Source organism: Enhydrobacter sp. (assembly GCA_025808875.1).
Taxonomy (GTDB): Bacteria; Pseudomonadota; Alphaproteobacteria; order Reyranellales; family Reyranellaceae; genus Reyranella.
This window is the reverse complement of record CP075528.1, coordinates 3070778-3093201: the sequence shown is the minus strand read 5'-3', so window position 1 is coordinate 3093201 and position 22424 is coordinate 3070778. Positions and strand designations below refer to the sequence as shown.

The following is a 22424-nucleotide window of genomic DNA, read 5'->3' as shown; positions in this document are numbered from 1 at the left end:
GAGGAGATCATGGACCGCCAGACTTTCGAGGCCGAACTCAAGCGCGACGGCTACGACGTCATGACCAACACGACGCAGGGCGCGAAGGTCAATCCCGAGCACAGCCATCCCTTCGATGTCCGGGCGATGGTGCTGCAGGGTGTGCTCACGCTGACGCGCGACGGCAAGGCCGTGACCTACAAGCCGGGCGAGATCTTCGCCATGCCGAGGGGTTGCCTGCATTTCGAGAGCTACGGGCCGCAGGGCGCCGTCGTGCTGCTCGGCCGCAAGCATTGAGCCTTCCGTTGCCATCCCGGGGTCCCTCTCTCCGTCGGGGATGATGCGGCCTTCACGATGAACATCCGCTTCGGCTGGCAGCTCGCGCTGGCCTTCGTCCTGTCGCTCGCCTTCCTGTGCGGCCTGATCGCCTGGCTGCAGAACGTCCACATCGTCACCAGCAACGGCATGTACAAGGCGATCCAGGGCGAGCCGTGGATCGCCGATCCGGCCACTGCGCGCCTCGATCCCTCGAACTATCTCTACTTTCCTCTGTATGGCCTGCTGTGCCGCGGGCTCGATATGCTCGACGTGGCACGCGGCCTGCCGTGGAAGCAGTTCGCCTATCTCAACGCCTTCTTCGCCAGCATCGCCACGGCCTTCGTCTATGCCTTTGCCCATCGCCTGACCGGAAGCGCCGGAGTGGCGGGCCTGGCGGCGCTGTTCCATCTCGGCACCGGCTTCGTGCTGCTGCTGTCGGTGATCAGCGAGGACATCATGCCGGGCTACGCGCTGGTGCTGGGCGCGATGCTGCTGGCCGGACTGTGGTTCGACCGCCCGACCGCCCGTCGTGCGTTCCTGGTCGGCGCGCTGTTCACGCTCGGCTGGCTGATGGAATGGCGGTTGCTGTTTCCGACCTTGCCCGCTCTCGTCCTCGCCCTGGCGATCGCGCCGGGAGTCGGCAAGGCGCGCGCCGCCTGGTTCGCCGCGTTGCTGGTCGGCATCCTCGGCACGGCGGGCGCGGTGCAGCTCCTGTGGGACGGCCACAACGGCGCCGTCGGCCTGCACGACCTGTTGTGGACGGGCAAGGGTGTCGCCACCGGCTGGGCGGGACTGTCGTGGGAGAAGGCGTGGAACCTGCTGTCCGGCATCGGCAACTACCTGCTGCTGGTCGGCGGCTTCGTCGATCCGGCCGCGGCCCGGCGCGCGGCGCTGCCGCTGGCGCTGTCGACGCTGCTCACGGTCGCACTGCTGGCGGCGACGTTGGTCGTGCTGTGGCCGCGCCGGCACGAACCGCGCCTGCGTGCCATCGCCGCCGTCTTTCTCGGAACGATGGCGGCGGGCGAGATATTCAACGTCTATTCGCAGCCTCAGGATCCGCAGATGCAGGTCAACGTGCTGGCCGGCATGACCGTGGCGTGGACGCTGCTGGTCGCCGCGTTGCTGCAGCGACCCCGTCTCGCGATGGCGCTCGCGGTGCTGAGCTGCGTGCCGCTGCTCTGGAACACCGCGCAGCTCGCGCGCTTTCGCGGCGGCGACACGACCATGCTGGCCGCGCTTGCCCGCCTCGAGCAGCGCCTGCCGCCGGAGCGCACGGTGTTCGTTTACTGGGGTTTCGAGCCGATCACGGTCTGGCAGTACGCCCGGTGGAGCCGCACCTGGGACTGGGACGGCTCCCCCCGGCTCGATCCGCGCTTCAAGTGGATCGCCGTCACCGCCGGCGCGATCCGCCATCCGCGATGGACGCCGCAGGAGCATGCCGCGGCGCTGCGCCGCGACATCGACTTCGCGCTGGATCGCGGCCTGCGCGTGGCGATCTCCGATGTCTGGACCTGGACGGTCGACCAGCTCGCGGCGCATCTCGGCGCCATGGCGGCGGCCGATCGTGCCGCGGCGATCCACGCCATGCTGCACGAGCGCTACGTCGCACGGCCGCTGTTCGACGACCCGGTGCTCGGCACCTACTACGAACTGGCGCGGCGCTAGCGCAGCCGCTCGCAGCGGTTGGCGAGGGGGCCGACCGACCTCGCCGTTCGCAGCGCCTCGAGGACGGGCGCGAGCAGGGCAGTCGCCATCACCCCGTGCCCGGCGAAATTGGGATGCACCGAATCGTGATAGAGCTGCATCTTCTCGCCCTTGTCGAAGATGCGGGTGAGGTCGATGAAGCGGTCGCGATAGGTGCTGCCGGCGACTTTCTCCAGGAGCAATCGATAGGTCTCGACGATGCGGCGTTGCGAGAGAATGTCGTCGGCCTCTATGCCGAGGTGCCGGGCGGTGAGCGAGCGCGCCGGCTGGACGGCCACCAGGCAGGCCTGCCCACGCGCGGCGCAGGCGCCCAGCACTTCCTCCATGTTCTCGATGTAGGTGTCGGCGATCGCCTCGGCATGGCGGCGAAAGGCTTCGTCGTCGGTCTCCAGTCGCGCCCGGTATTCGGCGACGCGCGCGTTGAACGCGTTCTGCAGTACCGTGTGGGCGATCGCGCTGTGGCGCGCCAGCCACCACATGAAGCCGTCGGTATAGAGCTGGCTGAAGCGCAGCCCGAGCTGGAACGGATCGCCCGGCCGCACGCCCGAGTTGGCCGGGATGGTGACGTCGTTGTAGCCATTGACGAACAGCACCAGGCTCGACCGCCGCGGCGCCACCGCGACGTGGTAGGCGAGGCGCTCCTGCAGCGAGACGAAGGCGCCCATCGCGGCGTTGAACAGGTAGACGTCGTCGCGCCGCAGCCGCCGGCGCAGCGACTGCTCGAGCCGCGCGTGCCAGGTGTCGGCGCGATCGTACGAGGCGAAGCCCTGCGCGACCGAACCGCCCAGCACGTAGACCAGCGCCGCGTCGGGCTGCGCGCAGGAGATGCGATCGACCTCGGCCGCGTCGTAGCGGCTCATGCCGTGGGCGAACAGGAAGTCGGCGAAGCTCGTCGTGGTGCGCGGCGCCGGCGTGCCGGGCTCGTAGTGGAATCCGAAGGCGCCCTCGCGATAGCCCATCGCGACAGGGCCGCCCGGGACGAAGGGCAGGCGCTCGTTGGGCATCAGGTAGTGGTAGTCGCCCGACACGAAGACCGGCTGGTAGGGCCGGCGGTACTGCAGGGTCTCGAGGGCGAACAGCCAGCGGGCGGAAAGTTCGGCGGCGACGAGCGAGGCGACGGCTATGACCAGCGTGGCCACGATCGCCCGCGACCAGTTGCCCGATTTCGCCTCCCGAGTGCCCCGCATGCTTGCCCACACATTATGTCATTCTGCGACAAACGCCACGCATTGACGGCCGCCGCCGCCGCCCGTATAGGGGCCGCGGGCCACGCTCCCCCACCGGAGTGCAGCTCTTCTGGAAGGGAGAGGTAGATGAAGCCGAACATGCGTCCGGCGCGTCCCGATTTTTCCTCGGGTCCCTGCGCGAAGCGTCCGGGTTGGACACCGGAAGCCCTCGAAGACGCCGCCGTCGGGCGGTCCCATCGTTCCAAGCTCGGCAAGAAGAAGATCGTCGAGGCGGTCGACCGCACGCGTGCGCTTCTCGGCATTCCGGCCGACTACAGGATCGCCATCGTGCCGGCGTCGGACACCGGCGCGGTCGAGATGGCGCTGTGGTCGCTGCTCGGCGCCCGGCCGGTCGACATGCTGGCCTGGGAGAGCTTCGGCGAGGGCTGGGTCACCGACGTGGTCAAGCAGCTCAAGCTCGAGGATACGCGGGTGCTGAAGGCGCCCTACGGCCGGCTGCCCGACCTCGGCCAGGTCGACTGGACGCACGACGTGGTCTTCACCTGGAACGGCACGACGTCGGGCGTGAAGGTGCCCAACGGCGACTGGATCGCCGACGACCGCGCGGGGTTGGCGATCTGCGACGCCACCTCGGCGGTCTTCGCCATGGACCTGCCGTGGTCCAAGCTCGATGTCGTGACCTGGTCGTGGCAGAAGGTGATGGGCGGCGAGGGCGCGCACGGCATGCTGGTTCTGAGCCCGCGCGCGGTGCAGCGGCTGGAGAGCCATATGCCGCCATGGCCGATGCCCAAGCTCTTCCGCATGACCTCGGGCGGCAAGTTCTCCGAGGCGATCTTCAAGGGCGACACCATCAACACGCCGTCGCTGCTCTGCGTCGAGGATGCGATCGACGGCCTGAAGTGGGGCGAGAGCGTCGGCGGGCTGAAGGGCCTGATGGCGCGCTCCGAGGCCAACCTCGCCGTGCTCGAGAAGTTCGTCGCCGAGCGCCAGTGGGCGGGCTTCCTCGCCGCCGACAAGGCGATCCGCTCCAACACCTCGGTCTGCCTCACCATCGCCGCGCCGTGGTTTGCGGCGCTGGCGGCCGACAGGCAGGCGGCGGCGGCCAAGAAGATGGCCGACCTGCTCGAGGGCGAGAAGGCGGGCTACGACGTCGGCAGTTATCGCGACGCGCCGCCGGGCCTGCGCATCTGGTGCGGCGCCACGGTCGAGGTGAGCGACCTCGAGGCGCTTCTGCCCTGGCTCGACTGGGCCTACGCCGAGATCGAGCGCGAATTCGGCGCGAAGGCGGCCTGAGGAGACACGCAAATGGCCAAACCCAAGGTGCTCATCTCCGATGAGCTTTCTCCGCGCGCCGTCGAGATCTTCTCGGAGCGCGGCTGCGACGTCGATTTCAAGCCGGGCCTCAAGCCCGCCGAGCTGCGCGCCATCGTCGGCGGCTACGAGGGGCTCGCCATCCGCTCGGCGACCAAGGTCACGGCCGAGGTGCTGGCCGAGGCGAAGAAGCTCAAGGTCGTGGGCCGTGCCGGCATCGGCGTCGACAACGTCGACATCAAGGCCGCGACCGCGCACGGCGTGGTGGTGATGAACACGCCGTTCGGCAACGCCATCACGACCGCCGAGCACGCCGTCGCGCTGATGTTCGCGGTCGCCCGCCAGGTGGCCGACGCCAACACCAGCACGCAGGCCGGCAAGTGGGAGAAGAACCGCTTCATGGGCACCGAGCTCAGCTTCAAGACGCTCGGGCTGATCGGCTGCGGCAACATCGGCTCGATCGTGGCCGAGCGCGCCCTCGGGCTGAAGATGCGGGTGGTCGCCTACGATCCCTTCCTGTCGGACGAGCGCGCCGCAGCGCTGGGCGTCGAGAAGGTGACCTTGGAGCAGCTCCTGCCGCGCGCGGACTTCATCACCGTGCACACGCCGCTCACCGAGCAGACCAAGAACATCCTGTCGCGCGCCAACCTGATGAAGACCAAGAAGGGCGTGCGCATCGTCAACTGCGCGCGCGGCGGGCTGGTCGACGAGCTGGCGGTGCGCGACCTGCTGATCTCCGGTCACATCGCCGGTGCCGGCTTCGACGTCTTCACCGAGGAGCCGGCCAGGCAGAACGTGCTGTTCGGCGCGCCCAACCTGGTGTGCACGCCGCATCTCGGCGCCTCGACGGTGGAGGCGCAGGAGAACGTGGCGCTGCAGGTCGCCGAGCAGATGGCGGACTACCTGCTGACCGGAGCCATCGTCAATTCGCTCAACATGCCAAATGTCTCGGCCGAGGACGCGCCGCGGCTGGCGCCCTACCTGAATCTCGCCGAGAAGCTCGGCTCGTTCGCCGGCCAGCTCACCGACACCGAGATCAAGGCGGTGTCGATCGAATACGAGGGCGACGTGGCGGCGCTCAACGTCAAGCCGCTGACGCAGGTCGCGCTGATGGGCGTGCTGCGCCCGCAGCTCGAGCAGGTCAACATGGTCAACGCGCCGGTGATCGCCCGTGAGCGCGGCATCGAGGTCGCCGAGGTCAAGCACGAGCGGCCGAGCGACTACCATTCGATGATCCGGCTCTCGGTGACGACCGACAAGTACACGCGCTCGGTCACCGGCACGCTGTTCGGCGGCCGCCATCCGCGCATGGTCGAGATCAAGGGCATCGCCATCGAGGCCGAGTTCGCCCCGCACATGCTCTACATCACCAACGACGACAAGCCGGGCTTCATCGGCCGGCTGGGCTCGATCCTCGGCGAGCACAAGGTGAACATCGCCACCTTCCATCTCGGCCGCGACAAGCCGGGCGGCTCGGCCATCGCGTTGGTCCAGGTCGACCAGCCGATCTCGCCGGAGCTCCTCGAGCGGATCGCGGCACTCGAGGGCGTCGTGCAGGCCAAGGTGCTGGGGTTCTAGCGAGCGATGGCGCGGCCCGCGATCCTGCGAAACGCTGGAATCCACGCCGCCGCCCTCGGCCTCGCACTCGCCCTATCGCCGCCGCCCGCCGATGCGACGGCCGGTGGTCCGGTGCACCTCGGCGCCTTCGCCATGGATGCGACCGAGGTGACGATCGGCGGCTTTCGCGCGTTCGCGCAGGCGACCGGTCTCGTCACTGCGGCCGAGAAGGCCGGCGGTGGCCACGAATGGGGGGCCGGCTGGGAGCGTCGGCCGGGCTGGACGGTGTACCGGCCATTCGGCAGCGAGCCCGATTCGGCGGACGAACCGGCGGTGCACGTGACCTGGCAGGAAGCCGCCGACTATTGTCGCTGGCGCGGCGGCCGGCTGCCGACCGCGGGCGAGTGGCGCCGCGCCGCCTACACGGAGATGCGCGAGGCGCCGGGTGACGGATTCGAGAAGGAGCGGACCTATGTCTATCCCGTGGGCGACGCCCCCGACGGCATGAACACCAATCTGGCCGATCCATGGCCTCGCCACGCCCCGGTGGGGGCGACGCGCCGCGGCGTGAACGGGCTGCACGACATGGGTGGCAACGTCTGGGAGTGGCTGGTCGACCGCCGTGGCGACGAGGCGCTCACGGCCGGCGGCTCGTGGTGGTACGGCCCCGCCCAGACCCGCGCCGACGCCATGCAATGGAAGCCGGCCGACTTCTACGTCGTCTACATCGGCTTCCGCTGCGCCTACGACGCGCGATAGCGCCGCTCGCCTTCGCGCGGGTATGGACAGGGTGAGAAAATCTCGTCGCGGCGGCCAAGTTATCAGAGCTATGATAACCGTCGTTGCAATGGAGAAACCCGATGCCCCGCATCAGTGAAATCGAGGACGACCGCGGCGATCCGATCCTGAAGCCGATCTTCGACCGCCAGCGCGAGATGTTCGGCGGCCTGCTCAATCCGACCAAGGCGATGGCGCACTGCCCGCCGATTCTCAAGGCCGCCGGCCAGCTCGGCCTCGCCTTCGAGCAGTCGGGCCAGCTGCCCAAGGGCATGCTGCCGCTGATCTACACACGCGTCGCCACCATCAACGGCTGTCCCTTTTGAATGGACATCAACTCCGCGCGTGCCGCGGAGACCACGGAAGGCGGCCTGGACAAGCTCGCCGAGCTGCCGAACTGGCGCGACAGCAAGCTCTTCAGCCAGGCCGAGCGGGTGGCGCTGGAGTACGCCGAGCGCATCACCTACACCGACCGGCAGGTCGACGACGCGTTGTTCGCCGAGGTGAAGAAGCACTTCAGCGAAGCACAGATCGTTGAATTGACGGCGGCGATCGCCTTCGAGAACTTCCGCAGCAAGTTCAATCCGGCCCTCGGCATCGAGGCGCAGGGTTTCTGCCTGGTGCCGACACGGCCGAAGGCGGGCTGACAGCGAGGGAGGCGAGAATGAATCCGGGACCCGGCCGACGGACGTCGATGCTGGGTCTCGTCCTGGCGGCGCTGCCGGCAGGTGCGCCGGCGCGGACCGCCGACGAGGCGGTGCGGCGCGCGATCAGCGATCTCCGCCAGGGCGGCTTCGTCATCTACATCCGCCATGGCGAGACGGGCGGAATCGGCGCCGACCGCGCGCCGGTCATGGGCGACTGCTCGACCCAGCGCAATCTCGACGCGACGGGCCGCGCCCAGGTGCGGCGGATGGGCGAGGATTTCCGCGCCCTCGGCCTTCCGGTCGGCAAGGTGCTGTCGTCCGAATACTGCCGCTGCTGGCAGCACGCCGAGGCGATGTTCGGCAAGGACGGCTATCGCATCGTCGAGGCGCTCAGCCTGCCGCGCAGCTATCCTGCCGTGACGGCCGACGACCGCAGGCTCAAGACCGATGCCCTGCGCGCGCTGCTCGCCGAGCCGCCGGCGCCCGGTACCAACACGGTGCTCGTCTCGCACGGCAACAACATGCTGATGCTCACCGGCTATCACCCGGGCACGCAGGGTGAGGCGGTGATCTTCAGGCCCGACGGAAAGGGCGGCTATGCCCGCATCGCCAGCGTCCTGCCGCCGGATTGGACGGCGGCGCGGCGCTGAGCGAGGCTCAGAGTCGGCGTTCGCTCCGGGGGTCGAGGGCATCCTGCAGGCCGTCGCCCAGGAAGTTGAAGGCGATGACGGTGAGGAAGATCAACAGGCCGGGCCACAGCGCGAGCAAGGGCGCCTCCTGCAGCAATTCCTGCGCGCCGGTCAGCATGTTGCCCCAGCTCGCCGCCGGCGGCTGGGTGCCGAGCCCAAGAAAGGAGAGCGTCGATTCGAGCAGGATGAGCGTGCCGGCCGACATGGTTGTGGCGACCACCAGCGGTCCCGCGGCGTTGGGCAGGATATGGTGCCGCATGATGCGCAGCGGCGGCGCGCCCAGCGCGCGGGCGGCGCGGGCGAAGTCGCGGCGCTTGAGGCTCAGCGTCTCGGCCCGCACCAGGCGCGCGGCCGTCGTCCATCCGGTCAGCGCCACGATGAAGACGATGCGGTAGAGCGAGAAGGTTTCCGAATGGGCGATCTCGGCGGGGATGCCGAGCTTGGCCGGATCGACCGCGGCCAGCACGATCAGGAGCGGCAGCATCGGCAGCGAGATCACGCCGTCGGTGAAGCGCATCAGCACGGCGTCGAGCCGGCCGCCGGCATAGCCCGAGACGACGCCGATAGCGGCGCCCAGCACGGCCGACAGCAGGGCGCCGCTGAGGCCGACCAGCATCGAGACGCGGCCGCCGTCGAGCAGGCGTTGGAAGAGGTCGCGGCCGAGCTCGTCGGTGCCCAGCCAGAACTCGGCCGAGGGCGGCTCGAAGCGGCGGAACAAGTCGGTCTGGCCGGGATCGACGCCGCGCAGGGCGGCGATCAGCGGCGCGGCGAGCGCCAGCAGCAACAGCGCCGCCAGGAAGACGAACGATGCCTGCGCCAGCCGGTGCCGCCGGAAACGCCGCCACACCAGGGCGGAGGGCGAGGTCACGCCGTCACCGTCCGTCGCCGGCCAGCGAGACGCGCGGGTCGGCCCAGGCGTGACCGAGATCGGCCAGCAGGTTGCCGGCGATGGTGGCGAAGGTGGCGACCAGCAGCCCGACGAGCGCGAGGTTGTAGTCGTTGTCGAGGATCGCCTGATAGATCGCCTTGCCCATGCCCGGCCAGGCGAACATGGTCTCGGTGATCAGCGCGCCCGAGACCAGTCCGCCGAACGACAGCGCGAGGATGGTCAGCACCGGCGCCAGCGCGTTGCGGAAGGCGTGACCCCACAGCACGCGGTGCTCGGGTACGCCCTTGGCGCGGGCGGTGCGGACATAGTCCTGGCGCAGCGTCTCGATCATGGCGCCGCGCATGAAGCGCGTGTAGCCGCCGAGCTGGACGAGGGCGAGGGTGGCGACGGGCAGGGCGAGATGGCGCAGCCGGTCGGCGAGCGACGCGCCCGGCTCGGCGGTGCCGCCGGCCGGCAGCCAGCCGAGCGTGACGGCGAACAGGGTGATGAGCAGCAACGCGAGCCAGAAGGGTGGCGCGGAGATGCCGGCGAAGCAGAGCAGGTTGACGAGATAGTCGGCGCGGCTGCGCGGCCGGGCGGCGACCCACATGCCGAGCGGCAGGGCGACGGCGATCGAGAGCACGAAGGCAAGGCCGGCGAGCTGCAGCGTGTTGACGAGGCGCGGACCGAGCACGGCGAGCACGGGCTGGCCGAACGAGCGCGAGTAGCCGAACTCGCCCTGCAGTGCCTGGCCCAGCCAGGCGAGGTAGCGCTCGAGCAGCGGCCGGTCGAGGCCGTAGAGCGCGCGCAGGCGGATGCGGTCCTCGCTGGTCATGTTGGGGTCGCCGGCGATCATCAGGTCGATCGGGTCGCCCGGCATGAGGCCGATCAGCAGGTAGACGACGAGGCTCATGATCGCCAGCACGACCACGATCTCGACGGTGCGCGCGGCGAGGTAGCGCGTCATCCGGCGAGCCGCTTCTCCAGTCCGGCCTTCACTTGCGGCCACTCCTCGTCGATGACGGAGAAGTACACCGAATCGCGCACGTGGCCGTCGGCCAGCACCATGTGCTTGCGGAAGACGCCTTCCTGGCGGGCGCCGAGCTTGAGGATGGCAGCGCGGCTTCGCGCGTTGCGCGCATCGGTCTTGTACTCGACGCGATGGAAGCCGAGCGTCTCGAAGGCGTGGCCCATCAGCAGCAGCTTGCACTCGGGGTTGACCGCGCCGGCCCACACCGAGGGCTCGTACCAGGTGGAACCGATCTCGAGCCGACGGTGCGCCGCCTCGATGGCGAGGAAGCGTGTCATCCCGACGGGGCGCGCCTGCTCGCGGTGCACGACGACGAAGGCGAGCTCGTGCACGCCGTCGCTGCGCGCCAGCGCCTGGTCGATATAGGGGTCGTAGTGCGGGCCGAAGGCCGACGTCGTGACCGTGAATATCTCGGGGTGCTGCGCGGCCGGCCGCAGCGGCTCGCGATGCCGCTCCTCGAGCGGTTCGAGCCGCACGAAGCGGCCCTCGAGTGGCGTCCCGGCGATCGTCATCGCCTACTTCTCCCAGCGCCAGCGCTCGACCCAGAGGGTCGTGCTGTTGAGGTGCCCGGTCGGGACGACGCCCACGAGCGGCTTCGGCAATACGAAGGCGTCGACGCGGAAGAACATCGGCAGCACCGGCAGGTCCTCGGCATGGATGCGCTGGATGTCGCCGAACAGGCCGCGGCGACGCTCGACGTCGAGTTCGCGCTCGGCGGCGTCGAGCGCCTCGTCCATCGCGGGGTTGGCGTAGCCCGGGTAGTTCTGGCCGCTCCAGCCGTTGGCCGCGGACGGAATCTCCTTGGAGTGCAGCGTGCTGCGCGGCACGCTTTCGGGCCGCGACACCCAGGCATACATGGCGAGCCCGCTGAACTTTCGGTGGTTGAGCGCGTCGGAAAAGATGCGCGGCGGCTCGGCCTTGATCCTGAGATCGATGCCGACCTGGCGGAGCTGGCTCTGGATGACCTGCGCCACCAGCTCGCGCACCCGGTTGCCCGCCGTCGTCGTGATCTCGATCGCGAAGCGCTCGCCGGCGGCGTTGTGGCGCACGCCGTTGCGGATGTCCTTGAAGCCCGCCTCGTCGAGCAGTTTCCGCGCCGCCGCCGGGTCGTAGCCGTAGTGCCGCGCCGACGCGCTGTACATCGGATCGAGCGGGCTGATCCCGCCATGGGCGACCGGTTGCTTGCCTTCGAACAGCTTGTCGGAGATCGCCTTGCGGTCGATCGACAGCAGGATCGCCTGGCGCACGCGGCGGTCCTCGAGCAACGGGTTGTCGAGCATGACGTCTATATGCTCGTAGATCAGCGCCGGCTTGTAGACGACGTTGTACTTGTCCTTGTGCCTCTTCTCGAAGGCCAGCGCCTGGTCGAGCGACAGGCCGAGCTCGCCCAGCACGTAGTCGACGCTGCCCGACAGCAGGTTGGCCTCGAGCGCCGCCGTGTTCTCGATGATCTTGACGACGATGCGCCGGAAGTGCGGCTTGTCCCCTGTCCAGTGCGGGTTCTGCTCGAGCACGATGCGGTTGCCGGGCACCAGCTCGACGATGCGGAACGGGCCGTAGGCGAGGCCGGGATTGGTCGGCTGCGTGTCGTAGGCGGTGCGGTTGCGGTATTCGGCTGGGTTGGCGTCGAAAATCGGCTTCTCGATGTGCGCCGGCAGCAGCATCAGGCCCATGGCGTTGTAGTCGAACGTCACGCGGTCGGTGGTCACGGTGAAGCGGCGGTCGTCCTTGATGTCGAGCTTCACCATGCGGCGGAAGCCTTCGGACGACGACACGCCCGACATCGGGTGCTTGCCAACCTCGACCGTGAACGCGACGTCCCTGGTCGTTACGGGCGTGCCGTCGCCCCACACCATGGGCCGCAGCTCGAAGTCGGTCTCGATGCCTTTCTTGCCGTCGGGCAGGTCGACCAACCGCGCCGTGCCGGCCTCGAGCGAGGGCAGGGCGGTACAAACGAGGCAGACCAGGTTCCACTCGGAGTCGTAGGCGGTGACCGGCCGCATGGTCATGTTGTTGATCAGCGACTTGGCGAGCATCGACGAGATCAGGGGATTCATCGTGCCCGGCGTCTGCGTCATGGCAACGACAAGCTCGTCCTTGGCCCGCGCGGGCAGGGCGAGGGTCGTGAGGGCGAGAAGAACGGCGAGGAAGCGGCGGATACTCATCGCCGCGAACGTCGCACGGCTAGTCGTCGGCTGTCACCGGCCCAGCATGGCCCGCGGCGCGGGTGGGCGGCCGCCGTGGTTGGCCGACCATTGTTCCGGCGCCTCTAGAAACGCGCGGGTCTCGACCAGGCCTTTCTCGTCGAAGTACTTGTGCTTTTGCGCCGCCTCGAGCGCGTCCCACCAGGTGGCGAGGGCGTGCAGGCGGACGCCCGCGACCTGCAGCGTCTCGACGCTCTGCGGGAAGATGCCGTAGTGGAAGATCACGAAGCAGTCTGTCACCTTGGCCTCGGCCTTCTTCAGCGCGTCGATAAAGACCAGCTTGCTGCCGCCGTCGGTGGCGAGGTCCTCGACCAGAAGCACGCGCTTGCCCGACTTCAGGTCGCCCTCGATCTGCGCCATGCGGCCGAAGCCCTTGGGCTGCTTGCGCACGTACACCATGGGCTTCTTGGCGAGTGCTGCGAGGAAGGCGGCGAACGGGATGCCCGCGGTCTCGCCGCCGGCCACCACGTCGATCTTGTTCCAGCCGATCTGCTTGTCGATCAGCTTGAGCGCATGACCCATGATCTTCGCCCGCGCCTCGGGGAAGGAGATCAGTTTGCGGCAATCGATATAGACAGGGCTCGCCCGCCCGGAGGTGAAGATGTACGGGTTGTCGGGCCGGCAGTGGATCGCCTCGATCTCGAGCAGCAGCCGCGCCGTCTCGCGGGCTTCGGGCGTTCCCGTCGCGCGCGACGAATTCCCCTTGCCGTTCAGCGTCTTGGCCGACCTGTCTGCGGTCGCAGCAGCCGGCATCTTGGCCTTCTTCTTCGTCGCCATGCTGCTGTTTCCCCCGCGCCGCTTGCGACAAAATGACGGGCGTGTGTTTAGCCTCCCTCCCCCTGACCGGCAAGGGCGGCTGCCGGTGGTATCCTCGGGTTCCTCAAAAGGACTATCCCTTGATGCGGTGAAATGGGCGGCCCCGGCGGTCGCGTCTGGTGCGAATCCTGGTGGCCCGGCGCCGGCTGCTCCTGGCGCTGCTTGCCGGCTTCTGCTGCTGCCCGCCGACTTGAGACTGGCGACCCGCATCCTGCAAGCGGACCGACAGCGACTGGGTCATCGTGATGCTCGTGATCCTCGCCACGGCGGCGAGCTTCGGCGCCATCTTCCCAGACGGCCGACGTCACGACGACGTCGCGTGCCATGCGCCGTCCCATGGCCTGAAGTCGCCGCAGCCGGCGGGCTCCAGCGGCGCCCGAGGATCGAGCGGAATCCTGCTTTGACACCGGGATGATGGAGATTAGGAGCGATCACTGTTCGGCCACGCGGCAGGTCACGAGATCGACGAAGATGTCGCTGCGCGGCCCGTACAGGGTGAGAGCCCAGCGCGTGCCGCCGGGCGTCGGCGGGACGATCGCCCGGGTCGTCTCGACCTTGCGACCGCCATTGGTGAACAGACACTCGATCACCGGCGAGAAAGTGGTGGCCGCGTTGTTGCTCAGGTCGACGGCGACGCGCCAGCGCGATCCCGGGATCGCGCGCAGCGTCGGGTCGTCGATCTCGACGAGCGGCACCGTCGGGCCGGCGGTCACGGGGATGGAGGAGACGAACGTGGTCGCGGCATTCTGCTGGACGACGCCTTCCACGGCGACGGCCTGGCCGCTCGGGTCGAACGCGCGGTCCTCGGGCTTCACCGGCCCCTTGTCCTGGCCGACATTGTCGGGCGTCCAGATCTGGCCGGTCTTGGGATCGCGGAACTCCTGGGGCTGGCCAGGCGTCTGCGCGGCGGCACCGGCGGCGACCAGGAGCGCGGCCATCCCAAAGAATGTCCTGTTCCACATGCACGCCTCCATACCTAGAGACAGTGCGATTATCGGCGAAGGGAGTAACGCTCTGCAACCTCAGGCACACGGCTCGTGCCGTCGTAGCAGACGATTTCGGCTTCGTGCGCCATGTTGCCCTTGCCGTCCGACTTGTAGGTCGTGACGACGCCGCGCCACTCCTCGCTCGCCAGACGCTCCCGCACCGCCGCCGGCGTCCGCGCGCCCGCGCGCAAGACATGGCCAAGCATGCTGACGGCGTCGTACTGGGCCGCCGCGAAGGCATCGGGGTTGCTGTTGAACGCTGCCCGGTACGCCGCCAGAAACTCGTGCATGCGCGGCGTCGCGGCCGAGATCGGCGACGCCGCCGTTTCGGCGCACACGCCCTTCAGCTCGGCGGGTTCGAGCAGCGCCGCGGTTGCCGGCTGGTGCATGGCCGAGCCGGCGACGATCGGAAGGCCGGGGAGAAGCTGGCGCGCCTGACGTACGGCCAGCACGGTCGACGGCGCATGAAGATGCAGCACCAACGCATCGGCGTTGGCCGCCTTGGCGCGCAGCAGGGCGGCCGACAGGTCGTTGGCGGTCGGGGCCACGCTTTCCTCGAGAACGGGCGGCGCGCCGAGTTCGGTCAGGGTCTTCGCCAGTTGCTCGCGGCCCGACTGTCCGTACGCCGTGCTCTGGTAGATGATGGCCGGCCGCCTGGCCGAAATCTTCTCCACGACATAGCGCGCATGCGCCACCTTGACCGTGCCGTCGCTCGGGAAGAATCGGAAGAAGAACGGATTGCCCATCTCGCTGAGCCGTGCGGTCCCCGAGATGGTGAGCAGCGGCACGCCGCGCTCCTTCGCGAGCGGCAGCAGCGCCAGCATCTGCGTGCCGAGGATCGGTCCCACGACGGCGGGCGGAGGCGGCGCGCCGACGGCGCGCTCCCAGGCCGTCACGGCCGACTCGGGTGTCGCGGCGGTGTCGAGCACGTCGGGCTGGATCGCGGGCCCGCTCGCCTCGCGGGCCGCCAGCAGGGCGCCGTTGCGCTGGCTCGTGCCCTCGAGGGCGACGAAGCCGGTGAGCGGCACGAGCACCGGCAGACGCACCTCCTGCTGCGCGCCGGCGGGCGCCGCGACCAGCAGCGCGAGGGCCGCTACTGCGCCGCGCCGCCGGCCCATGGCGACATCACCTCGTTCATTCCGGTCAACTCGCCCGTCTTCGGATCGCGCACGATGCACGACGGATTGGCGAACCCCAGGGGCGAGATCGGATTGTCGACCTCGACCACGGGCAGCCTGGCGGCGATCGCCTTCTTCACCACGTCCGGCAGGTCGCGATTGACCCGGATCGGCCCGACACCCGAGACGTCGATGCGTGGCTGGTGGAAGGCCGCCTCGACGGTCATGCCGCGGTCGATCAGCATCAGCGCGAGCTGCGACACCGCGGGAACGATGCGGCGCCCGCCGGAGGCGCCGATGCAGAACCAGGGGTCGGCGCCGCGCGACACGACGACCGGGCAGATGTTGCACAGCGGCCGCTTCGCCGGTCCGTAGGAGTTCGGCTTGCCGGGCTCGGGGTCGAACCACAGCATGCCGTTGTTCATGGTGATGCCGGTCCGGGGCAGCATCACGCACGAGCCGAAGAGCGACATCAGCGTCTGGGTCAGCGCCACCATGTTGCCCTGGCTGTCGGCCGCGCAGAAGTGCGTGGTGCAGGAATCGGTGGGCTTGTCGCCCAGCGTCTTGAGCCGCTCGTCGTAGGCCGTGTGCATGCCTTGCGCGAAGGTCGCGAAGAACGCGGCGTCGGGAGCGCCGCTTCCCCTGGTTCCCGCACCCATAAGCTCGATCGCGCGCTTGAGGGTGGGACCGGCCGTGAGGCCGCCCGCTACGCTGATCGTGGCCCCGCCGTGATCGAACGACAGTGGCTCCACGATCCGCGCCTCGTACGAGGCGAGATCGTCATAGTCGATCGCCGATCCACCGGCCTGCAAGTCCGCGGCGATGTCGCGCGCCAGCTTGCCCTCGTAGTATTCGCGCGGTCCGCCGTCGGAGAGGCGCTGCATGGTCTCGCCGAGATCGCCGAGCTTGATGTAGCGCACGTTCGCCTGCCAATCGATCCGCGGCACATGGCCGTCGTCACACAAATAGGCGGCGCGCGAGGCCGGGAAGCGCGCGAGATGGGCAGCACCCTGGGCCAGCATCACCTGCATGTACCAGTCGAGCTGCATGCCACGCCGGGCGAGCGCGACCCCGGGCGCAAGCACGTCCTGCCACTTCAGGGTGCCGAAGCGCTCGAGTGCCTTGGCCATGCCGGCGACCTGGCCGGGCACGGCAATGGAGTGATAGCCGACCTCGTTCCTCTGCTCGCGGATGTCGGGCCAGGCAAAGGCGTTGGCCGGGCCGGGGCCGACGATCTCGTAGACCGACGGGTCGAGTTTCCTGGCCGAGATCGGGCCGTAGTCGACGGTCCAGGCCCGCCTTTCCCTGGCGCTCCAGACCGTCATGAAACCAACGCCGCCGATCCCGCTCATCCAGGGTTCCACGGCGCCGATCGCCATGCCGGTAGCGACCGCCGCGTCGATGGCGTTGCCGCCCTTGCGCAGGATCTCGGCGCCGACCTCGGCCGCCTTGACGTTCTGGGCGACGACGACCCCCTTGCCGCGCACCGCGCGCTTGGCGACGGTCATTTGCCGTGTCAGAGATTCGCTCAACGCTTGGTTCCCCCGTCTGATTGGCGAAGGCGACTGTAGCGGGGCCTGATTTGGCCACAAACCCCGCTAGACTGCAGGGCGGACGGACGCGAAACGGACCGGGGAGTGACGGACCTCAACCAGATCGACCTCGAGGCGCTGGCGGCCGGAGAAAAAAAGGCTTGGGACGCCTTCGTGAAGGCATCGACCCCCCTGGTCAATGCCGTCGCAAGGCGCGCGCTCGGTGCGGCCCGGCTGAGCGAGGACGATGTCCTGGACGCGGCACAGGACGTCTATTTGCGGCTGTGCGCCAACGACTTCCGCCTGCTCAAGACCTACGATCCGGCACGGGCGGGGGTGTCGACCTGGCTGGCGATCGTCGCGCGGTCGGCAGCCGTGGACTTCATGCGCCGCCGCAAGCAATTGGCCGCACCGATCGACGACGTGCCCGAATCGGTGCTCGCCGTCGAGGACCGCCATGTCGAGAAGCTCAGGATCCCGGACGGTCTGCTGACGGCGCGGCAGATGCTCATTCTGACGTGCCTCTACGACGAGGAGCGGGACGTCGCCGAAATCGCCCGGCTTCTCAACATCGACGCGCAAACCGTTCGCAGTACACACCATAAGGCCTTGCTGCGCCTGCGAGAGCATTTCAAGGAGGAGGTCGAATGACCGGGGATGCCTTGGCCCCCCATGACGTAAGGTCGGGCAGGAGAACATGATGCCGACCGATCGGACCCCGCTTGGCGACAAGGAACTGTGGCACAGCCTCGCCGCCGGCCGATTGCATGGGACCGTGCAGGTTTCGGAACTCGAGCTGGCCGCCTGGCTGGACGGTCGGCTTGCGGCCGACGCGATGGACAGGATCGACGCCGCCCTGATGGCCGACGGCGAGCTGCGCCGCGCCGCTCTCGAAGTCGCCGACGTGCTCGGCAAGCCGCTACCGCCCGCGCCGGATCGTCTGGCGGTGCGGGCCACGGCTCTGGTCGGCTTTGCCGCCGAGAGGCGCACGCGTCGAGCGTCGTGGTTCGACAGGCTGTTCGGCTCCCTGCCCTTGGTCGAGAAGGGCGCCATGGCCGGTGCCGCGATCATGTTGGCGACGGTCGGTTTCGCCATGGGCGGCGGGTTGAGCGAATCCTATGCCTATCAGCTGTACGACGCGGCGACGCTCGTACAGCCGCTCGGCGGTGACCGCGTGAGCGAGCCGGGCGACCTCTTCGCCGATAGTCTCTGAGATGTCGTCGCGCTGGCTCCAGATCCTGCTCGGCCTGTCGCTGCTGCTCAATGCATTCGTGCTGGCGGGCTTCGTGTGGCGCACGTGGATCGAACCGCCGGCGTTCGCGCATGCGCCGCCGCCCGGCCCGCGGCCGAGTCCGCTCGACGTCCTGTCGCAAGAACTGGCCCTCGACGAGCGCCAGCGCGTCGAACTGAGAGACCTGTTCGAGCGCTACGGCAAGGCGCGCCGCGAACGCTACGAGGCGATTCAGGGCCTGCGCGAGCAGATGGGTGCCGAATTGCGCAAGCCGGAGTTCGACCTCGAAGGGCTCGACGGCCTCGTCGATCAGATGATGCGACTGCGTGTCGAGCAGCAGAAGGAATATCTGCGCGCTTTCGCGGAACTGAAGCCGCGACTGCGGCCGGACCAGCAGGAACGGCTCCATCGCTATCTGTCGGACCGTTACAGCGGCCGGATTCGCCCACCGCCGCCGGCTTCGCCGCCGCCGTCGCGGTGACGGGCATCGGGCAATGACCGCCAGGCTCCGCCGCAGAACCCTCGTCGCCTACGCGGGTGCGCTTGCGGGGACGCTGGCGGGCGGCGGCGGGGCGCGGGCCGCCGCGAGCGAGGATTTCGACAACGCACGGCACTTGTTGTCGCGCGTCGCGTTGGGCGCGACTCCCGCGGACATCTCCGCCCTCGCGACGCTCGATCATGCCGCCGCCGTCGAGCGGCTGTTGGCCTCGTTCCGGCCCGTCGCCACCACGCCGCCGCCGGCGTGGGTCGACGAGGGTCTCGCCGAGCTGCGGCGGCAGCAGAAGGAATCGGCGGAGCGGATCAAGGACGGCCGCGCGATCGCCGTGCAGCCGCCCTACGGCCTGCAGGGCAGCCAGCTGCGCGCCTGGTGGATCGAGGAGATGCTGGTCACCGACCAGCCCCTCGTCGAGCGCATGGTGCTATTCTGGCACAGCCACTTCACGTCGTCGCTGCGCAAGAGCTACTTTCCGGCGGCGATGTACTGGCAGAACGCCATGTTCCGCGCCAACGCGCTGGGGAACTTCGCGACCTTGCTCAAGGCCGTCGCTCGCGATCCGGCAATGCTTCTCTATCTCGACGGCGTGCGCAACGTGGCGCGCCAGCCCAACGAGAATTTCGCCCGCGAACTTCTCGAGCTCTTCACCTTGGGCGAAGGACACTACGGCGAGGTGGACGTCAGGGAAGCGGCCCGCGCCTTCACCGGCCGGGCGATCGACCGCAAGTCCGGGAAGTTCGTGTTCAACGACGCCAATCACGACTCGGGCGAGAAGACCTTCCTCGGCCGCTCCGGGCGTTTCGGCGGCGACGAGATCGTCGATATTCTGCTCGCCCACCCGCGCACGGCCGTGACGATCGTCGAGAAACTGTGGCGGGAGTTCGTGTCGTTACGTCCCGATGCCGACGAGGTCGGGCGGCTGGCCGCCTCGTTCCGTGCGAGCGGATACGAGATCCGGCCGCTGATGCGCGATCTGCTGCTTTCGTCCGCCTTCCGCGACCCCGCCAATCGCGCGGCCCTGATCAAGTCGCCGGTCGACCTCGTGATCGGCACGGTGCGCGTGCTCGGCCTGCCGGTGCCCGACAAGTCCCGGCTCGGGCGGATGATGCAGGTGCTCGGCCAGAACCTGTTCAATCCGCCGAATGTGAAAGGCTGGGCCGGTGGCGAGGCCTGGATTTCGACGCACACGCTGCTGCAGCGCCAGCAGTCGCTGCGGCGGATCGTCGAGGCGACCACGGTGTCGCCGATGGAAGACGGCATGGGCCGCATGGCCAACCCGCGCATGATGGAGGAGCGGCCGATCGAGGGACGCAGCCTGCGTCTCGCCGGGGGCGAGGCGAGGCTCGGTCCGACACTGCTCGGCGTCGATGCGGCGACGCTCAAGGCGGCGCTGCTGCCGTGCGAGCCGATCGACGGCATCGACGACAGCGGCACCCCCGGCGCCGTCGTGGCGACGGCGCTGCTCGATCCGGCCTATCAGCTCAAGTAGACCGCGATGCGCCCGAGAACGCTGATCCTGGTCGAGCTGAACGGCGGCAACGACGGCCTCAATACGATCGTCCCCTTTGGCGACGCCCTCTATCGCGACCTGCGCGGCGGTCTCGCGGTGCCCCGCGAGCGCGTCATCCCCCTCGATGAGAACGTCGGCCTTCACGAGAAGCTCGCCCCGCTGACGGAGGCGTGGAAGGCGAGGGACCTCGCCATCGTCCAGGGCGTGGGCTACCCGAACACCAACCGCTCCCACTTCCGCTCGATCGAGATCTGGGACACCGCCTCGGCGGCCACCCAGACGCTCGGCGAGGGTTGGGTGGCGCAGGCGTTCCGCGGCGCCGATCTGCCCCAGGGCGCCGGCGTCGATGCGATCGTCGCCGACAACAATTCGCTGCCGGTGACCGGCAGGTCGTTGCGTACCATCGTCATGCAGGACGCCGAGGTCTTTCTGCGCCAATCGCAGGCCATGAAAGACAGGCCGCACGGGCACGACGGCGGCAACCCCGCGCTGCGTCACGTGCTCGCCGTGCGCCGCGAGGTGAACGGCGCGGCCAGCGGGCTGCGCGACCGCCTGCGCGACGTTCCTCCGCCGGCTTTCGCCTTCAATCAGGATGGAAACCTGCTGGGACGCGAACTCGACCTCGCGACCCGGCTGGTCCTGTCGCGCCTGCCGGTGATCGTCGTCAAGGTGGCGCTCGGCGGGTTCGACACGCACGCCAACCAGGCGCCGATCCACGAGCGGCTGCTGGGCATTCTGGCCGGCAATCTCGCGACCTTGCGCCGCAACCTGATCGCCTCGGGCCAATGGAACGATGTGCTGGTGCTGACCTATTCGGAGTTCGGCCGGCGTGTCCGACCGAACGCCAGCGGCGGCACCGACCATGGCGCCGCGGCGCCGCTCTTCGTCATGGGAGGGCGGGTCGCCGGAGGATTGCACGCCGCGCATCCGTCCCTGTCCGACCTCCAGGACGGCGATCTTCGGCATGCCGTCGATTTCCGCTCCGTCTTCTCGGCGGTCGCGCGCGACTGGTGGGGGCGGCAGAGCGACTTCGGGCTCCGCCAGCCCGACCGTCTCTCCTTCATCAGGACCTAGACGCGGCGCAGGATCTCGTTGCGCACCGAATCGCGCTCGGCCTCGATGCGGACGTACCAGATGAGCAATCCGGCGATGATTTTGATCGATACCGGCAGCACGATGTAGACGAACACCAGGGCCGAGGTGCCGTACTCGCCCTTGGCCGGATTGAAGCCGAGCATTGCCGCGACCGGCAGCGAGCCGGCGGCGCCGATCGCCGTGGCGAGCTTGGTTGCCAGCGCCCACAGGCCGAAGTAGGTGCCGGTCTTGCCCTTGGTGTCGCCGCCCTCGGGCGCGTTGATCACGTCGGCGAGAATCGACGGCGGCAAGCCGTAGTCGGCGCCGATGCCCATGCCGGTGAACAGCGAAATGAGCAGGAACCAGTGGAAGTCGCCGGGTCCCATGAAGATCGCCAGCGACATCGCCACGGTGGTGAGCGCGATGCCGATGAACCAGGCGACCGCCTTGCTGAAGCGGCGCGAGATGAGCAGCCAGAGCGGGACCGACGCGGCGCCGGAGACGAAGTAGACAAGCAGGATCACGCCGGCCTCGAGCTTGCCGCCCTTCAGCACGTGCTCGACGTAGAACAGCATCACCGTCACGGCAACGCCGAGGGCGGCGCCATTGACGATGAACACCAGCAGCAGGCGCCGGAACAGGCGGTTCTTCAGCGGCGCGAAGAAGGCGATGAAGGGATTGCGCCCGCCGTGTGTGACCGGCGGATGAACCGACGGGCCGGCCCACAACAACGTCGGAGCCGAGAAGAAGATCACGATCGGGATGAAGATAAGGCCGAGCATGGCGTAGCCCGGCTCCTCGCCCATGCTGCCGGTCAGGATGGTGGGCAGGACGACCGCAACGGTGAAACCCGAAAGGCCGAACACCTCGCGCCCGACCGTGACCCGCGTGCGCTCGTTGTAGTCGTCGGTCAGCTCCGCGCCGTGGGCATGGTAGGAGATCGACACGCCCGAATAGCCGAGATGGACGAGCAGAAGGGCGGCGGTGAGCCAGGCCGCCATGAGGGCCTGGTCGCCGAGCCAGCCGATCGGCGGGTCGAACAGCATGTAGAAGCCGCCGGCCAGCAGCGGCGTCATCAGCCCCACGAACATCAGGCGGCCGCGGCGGCCGCGCCGGGTGAAGCGGTCGCTGATCAGGCCGATCACCGGATCCTGGAACGCATCGACGACGCGGCAAAAAATGAAGATCGGCCCCATGATGGCGAGCGAGAGCTTCAGTACTTCGCCGTAGAAGTGGCTGACGTTCAGCACGACCGGCAGCGCGGCCATGGCCAGCGGTAATTGAAGAGTGGAGTAGGCGACGAGGCGGTCGAACTTGATTTTGACTTTCGTGCCGTTGCCGTCAGCGCTCGTTCCCGAATCCACCCGCCCTGCCTTCCACGTTTGGCAAT

General features: G+C 68.8%; 24 protein-coding genes. 14 read left to right on the top strand and 10 right to left on the bottom strand.

Going from position 1 to position 22424, the window contains the following annotated elements:
- The first annotated feature begins 9 nt into the window (after positions 1-9).
- Together KIT25_15380 and KIT25_15375 are read left to right on the top strand one after the other, a co-directional pair.
- Complete coding sequence (locus KIT25_15380) at positions 10-276, top strand: cupin domain-containing protein (GenBank protein ID UYN93432.1); 267 nt, start codon at positions 10-12, stop codon at positions 274-276.
- Positions 277-333: 57 nt separating this feature from the next.
- Positions 334-1962 (top strand): hypothetical protein, encoded by a 1629-nt coding sequence (locus KIT25_15375; protein UYN93431.1) that lies wholly within the window; start codon positions 334-336, stop codon positions 1960-1962.
- Here the strand turns inward: KIT25_15375 and KIT25_15370 are convergent.
- Entirely contained in the window at positions 1959-3188 is a 1230-nt protein-coding gene (locus KIT25_15370) for an SGNH/GDSL hydrolase family protein (GenBank protein UYN93430.1), read from the bottom strand. The two genes, KIT25_15375 and KIT25_15370, sit on opposite strands and share 4 nt — an antisense overlap.
- Before the next feature lie 126 nt (positions 3189-3314).
- On the opposite strand from KIT25_15370, the gene KIT25_15365 reads away from it, so the two are divergent.
- The 6 genes from KIT25_15365 (at position 3315) to KIT25_15340 (ending at position 8130) form a co-directional block, all read left to right on the top strand.
- Complete coding sequence (locus KIT25_15365; GenBank protein UYN93429.1) at positions 3315-4481, top strand: phosphoserine transaminase; 1167 nt, start codon at positions 3315-3317, stop codon at positions 4479-4481.
- A gap of 12 nt (positions 4482-4493) precedes the next feature.
- A complete protein-coding gene (gene serA, locus KIT25_15360) occupies positions 4494-6077 on the top strand; it encodes a phosphoglycerate dehydrogenase (GenBank protein ID UYN93428.1) in 1584 nt (527 codons plus the stop codon).
- A 6-nt stretch (positions 6078-6083) separates the two neighbouring features.
- Entirely contained in the window at positions 6084-6815 is a 732-nt protein-coding gene (locus KIT25_15355) for a formylglycine-generating enzyme family protein (protein UYN93427.1), read from the top strand.
- Between the two features lie 101 nt (positions 6816-6916).
- Positions 6917-7159 (top strand): hypothetical protein, encoded by a 243-nt coding sequence (locus tag KIT25_15350; protein ID UYN93426.1) that lies wholly within the window; start codon positions 6917-6919, stop codon positions 7157-7159.
- Complete coding sequence (locus tag KIT25_15345; GenBank protein ID UYN93425.1) at positions 7160-7480, top strand: carboxymuconolactone decarboxylase family protein; 321 nt, start codon at positions 7160-7162, stop codon at positions 7478-7480.
- 17 nt (positions 7481-7497) lie between these two features.
- Positions 7498-8130 (top strand): histidine phosphatase family protein, encoded by a 633-nt coding sequence (locus KIT25_15340; GenBank protein UYN93424.1) that lies wholly within the window; start codon positions 7498-7500, stop codon positions 8128-8130.
- 7 nt (positions 8131-8137) lie between these two features.
- On the opposite strand, the gene KIT25_15335 is transcribed toward KIT25_15340, so the two are convergent.
- From KIT25_15335 to KIT25_15315, 5 genes are read right to left on the bottom strand one after another with little or no spacing between them, the layout of a single operon-like run.
- Positions 8138-9037, bottom strand: coding sequence for an ABC transporter permease (locus KIT25_15335; protein UYN93423.1), 900 nt, complete (start codon positions 9035-9037; stop codon positions 8138-8140).
- A 4-nt stretch (positions 9038-9041) separates the two neighbouring features.
- Positions 9042-10004, bottom strand: coding sequence for an ABC transporter permease (locus KIT25_15330; GenBank protein UYN93422.1), 963 nt, complete (start codon positions 10002-10004; stop codon positions 9042-9044).
- Positions 10001-10579 (bottom strand): GNAT family N-acetyltransferase, encoded by a 579-nt coding sequence (locus tag KIT25_15325; protein UYN93421.1) that lies wholly within the window; start codon positions 10577-10579, stop codon positions 10001-10003. Before KIT25_15325 ends, KIT25_15330 begins: the two co-directional genes overlap by 4 nt.
- Positions 10580-10582: 3 nt before the next feature.
- Positions 10583-12232, bottom strand: coding sequence for a peptide ABC transporter substrate-binding protein (locus tag KIT25_15320; GenBank protein ID UYN93420.1), 1650 nt, complete (start codon positions 12230-12232; stop codon positions 10583-10585).
- A 33-nt stretch (positions 12233-12265) separates the two neighbouring features.
- The gene (locus KIT25_15315) at positions 12266-13024 is read right to left on the bottom strand and encodes an orotate phosphoribosyltransferase (protein ID UYN97956.1); all 759 of its coding nucleotides are present in this window, start codon (positions 13022-13024) and stop codon (positions 12266-12268) included.
- Between the two features lie 308 nt (positions 13025-13332).
- On the opposite strand from KIT25_15315, the gene KIT25_15310 reads away from it, so the two are divergent.
- On the top strand, positions 13333-13491 hold the full coding sequence (locus tag KIT25_15310; GenBank protein UYN93419.1) for a hypothetical protein: 159 nt from the start codon (positions 13333-13335) through the stop codon (positions 13489-13491).
- Between the two features lie 27 nt (positions 13492-13518).
- Here the strand turns inward: KIT25_15310 and KIT25_15305 are convergent, their stop codons facing one another.
- From KIT25_15305 to KIT25_15295, 3 genes are read right to left on the bottom strand one after another with little or no spacing between them, the layout of a single operon-like run.
- The gene (locus KIT25_15305) at positions 13519-14025 is read right to left on the bottom strand and encodes a hypothetical protein (protein ID UYN93418.1); all 507 of its coding nucleotides are present in this window, start codon (positions 14023-14025) and stop codon (positions 13519-13521) included.
- A gap of 53 nt (positions 14026-14078) precedes the next feature.
- Positions 14079-15191, bottom strand: a complete 1113-nt coding sequence (locus KIT25_15300) for an ABC transporter substrate-binding protein (protein ID UYN93417.1) — start codon at positions 15189-15191, stop codon at positions 14079-14081.
- Complete coding sequence (locus KIT25_15295) at positions 15167-16699, bottom strand: gamma-glutamyltransferase (protein ID UYN93416.1); 1533 nt, start codon at positions 16697-16699, stop codon at positions 15167-15169. Before KIT25_15295 ends, KIT25_15300 begins: the two co-directional genes overlap by 25 nt.
- Before the next feature lie 129 nt (positions 16700-16828).
- On the opposite strand from KIT25_15295, the gene KIT25_15290 reads away from it, so the two are divergent.
- From KIT25_15290 to KIT25_15270, 5 genes are read left to right on the top strand one after another with little or no spacing between them, the layout of a single operon-like run.
- Entirely contained in the window at positions 16829-17374 is a 546-nt protein-coding gene (locus tag KIT25_15290) for a sigma-70 family RNA polymerase sigma factor (GenBank protein ID UYN93415.1), read from the top strand.
- Between the two features lie 49 nt (positions 17375-17423).
- On the top strand, positions 17424-17936 hold the full coding sequence (locus tag KIT25_15285; GenBank protein UYN93414.1) for a hypothetical protein: 513 nt from the start codon (positions 17424-17426) through the stop codon (positions 17934-17936).
- 1 nt (position 17937) lies between these two features.
- Complete coding sequence (locus KIT25_15280) at positions 17938-18435, top strand: periplasmic heavy metal sensor (GenBank protein ID UYN93413.1); 498 nt, start codon at positions 17938-17940, stop codon at positions 18433-18435.
- A 13-nt stretch (positions 18436-18448) separates the two neighbouring features.
- Positions 18449-19939, top strand: a complete 1491-nt coding sequence (locus tag KIT25_15275; protein ID UYN93412.1) for a DUF1800 domain-containing protein — start codon at positions 18449-18451, stop codon at positions 19937-19939.
- 6 nt (positions 19940-19945) lie between these two features.
- Positions 19946-21034, top strand: coding sequence for a DUF1501 domain-containing protein (locus tag KIT25_15270; GenBank protein UYN93411.1), 1089 nt, complete (start codon positions 19946-19948; stop codon positions 21032-21034).
- Here the strand turns inward: KIT25_15270 and KIT25_15265 are convergent.
- The gene (locus tag KIT25_15265; GenBank protein UYN93410.1) at positions 21031-22302 is read right to left on the bottom strand and encodes an MFS transporter; all 1272 of its coding nucleotides are present in this window, start codon (positions 22300-22302) and stop codon (positions 21031-21033) included. The genes KIT25_15270 and KIT25_15265 overlap by 4 nt on opposite strands.
- Positions 22303-22424 lie beyond the last annotated feature (122 nt).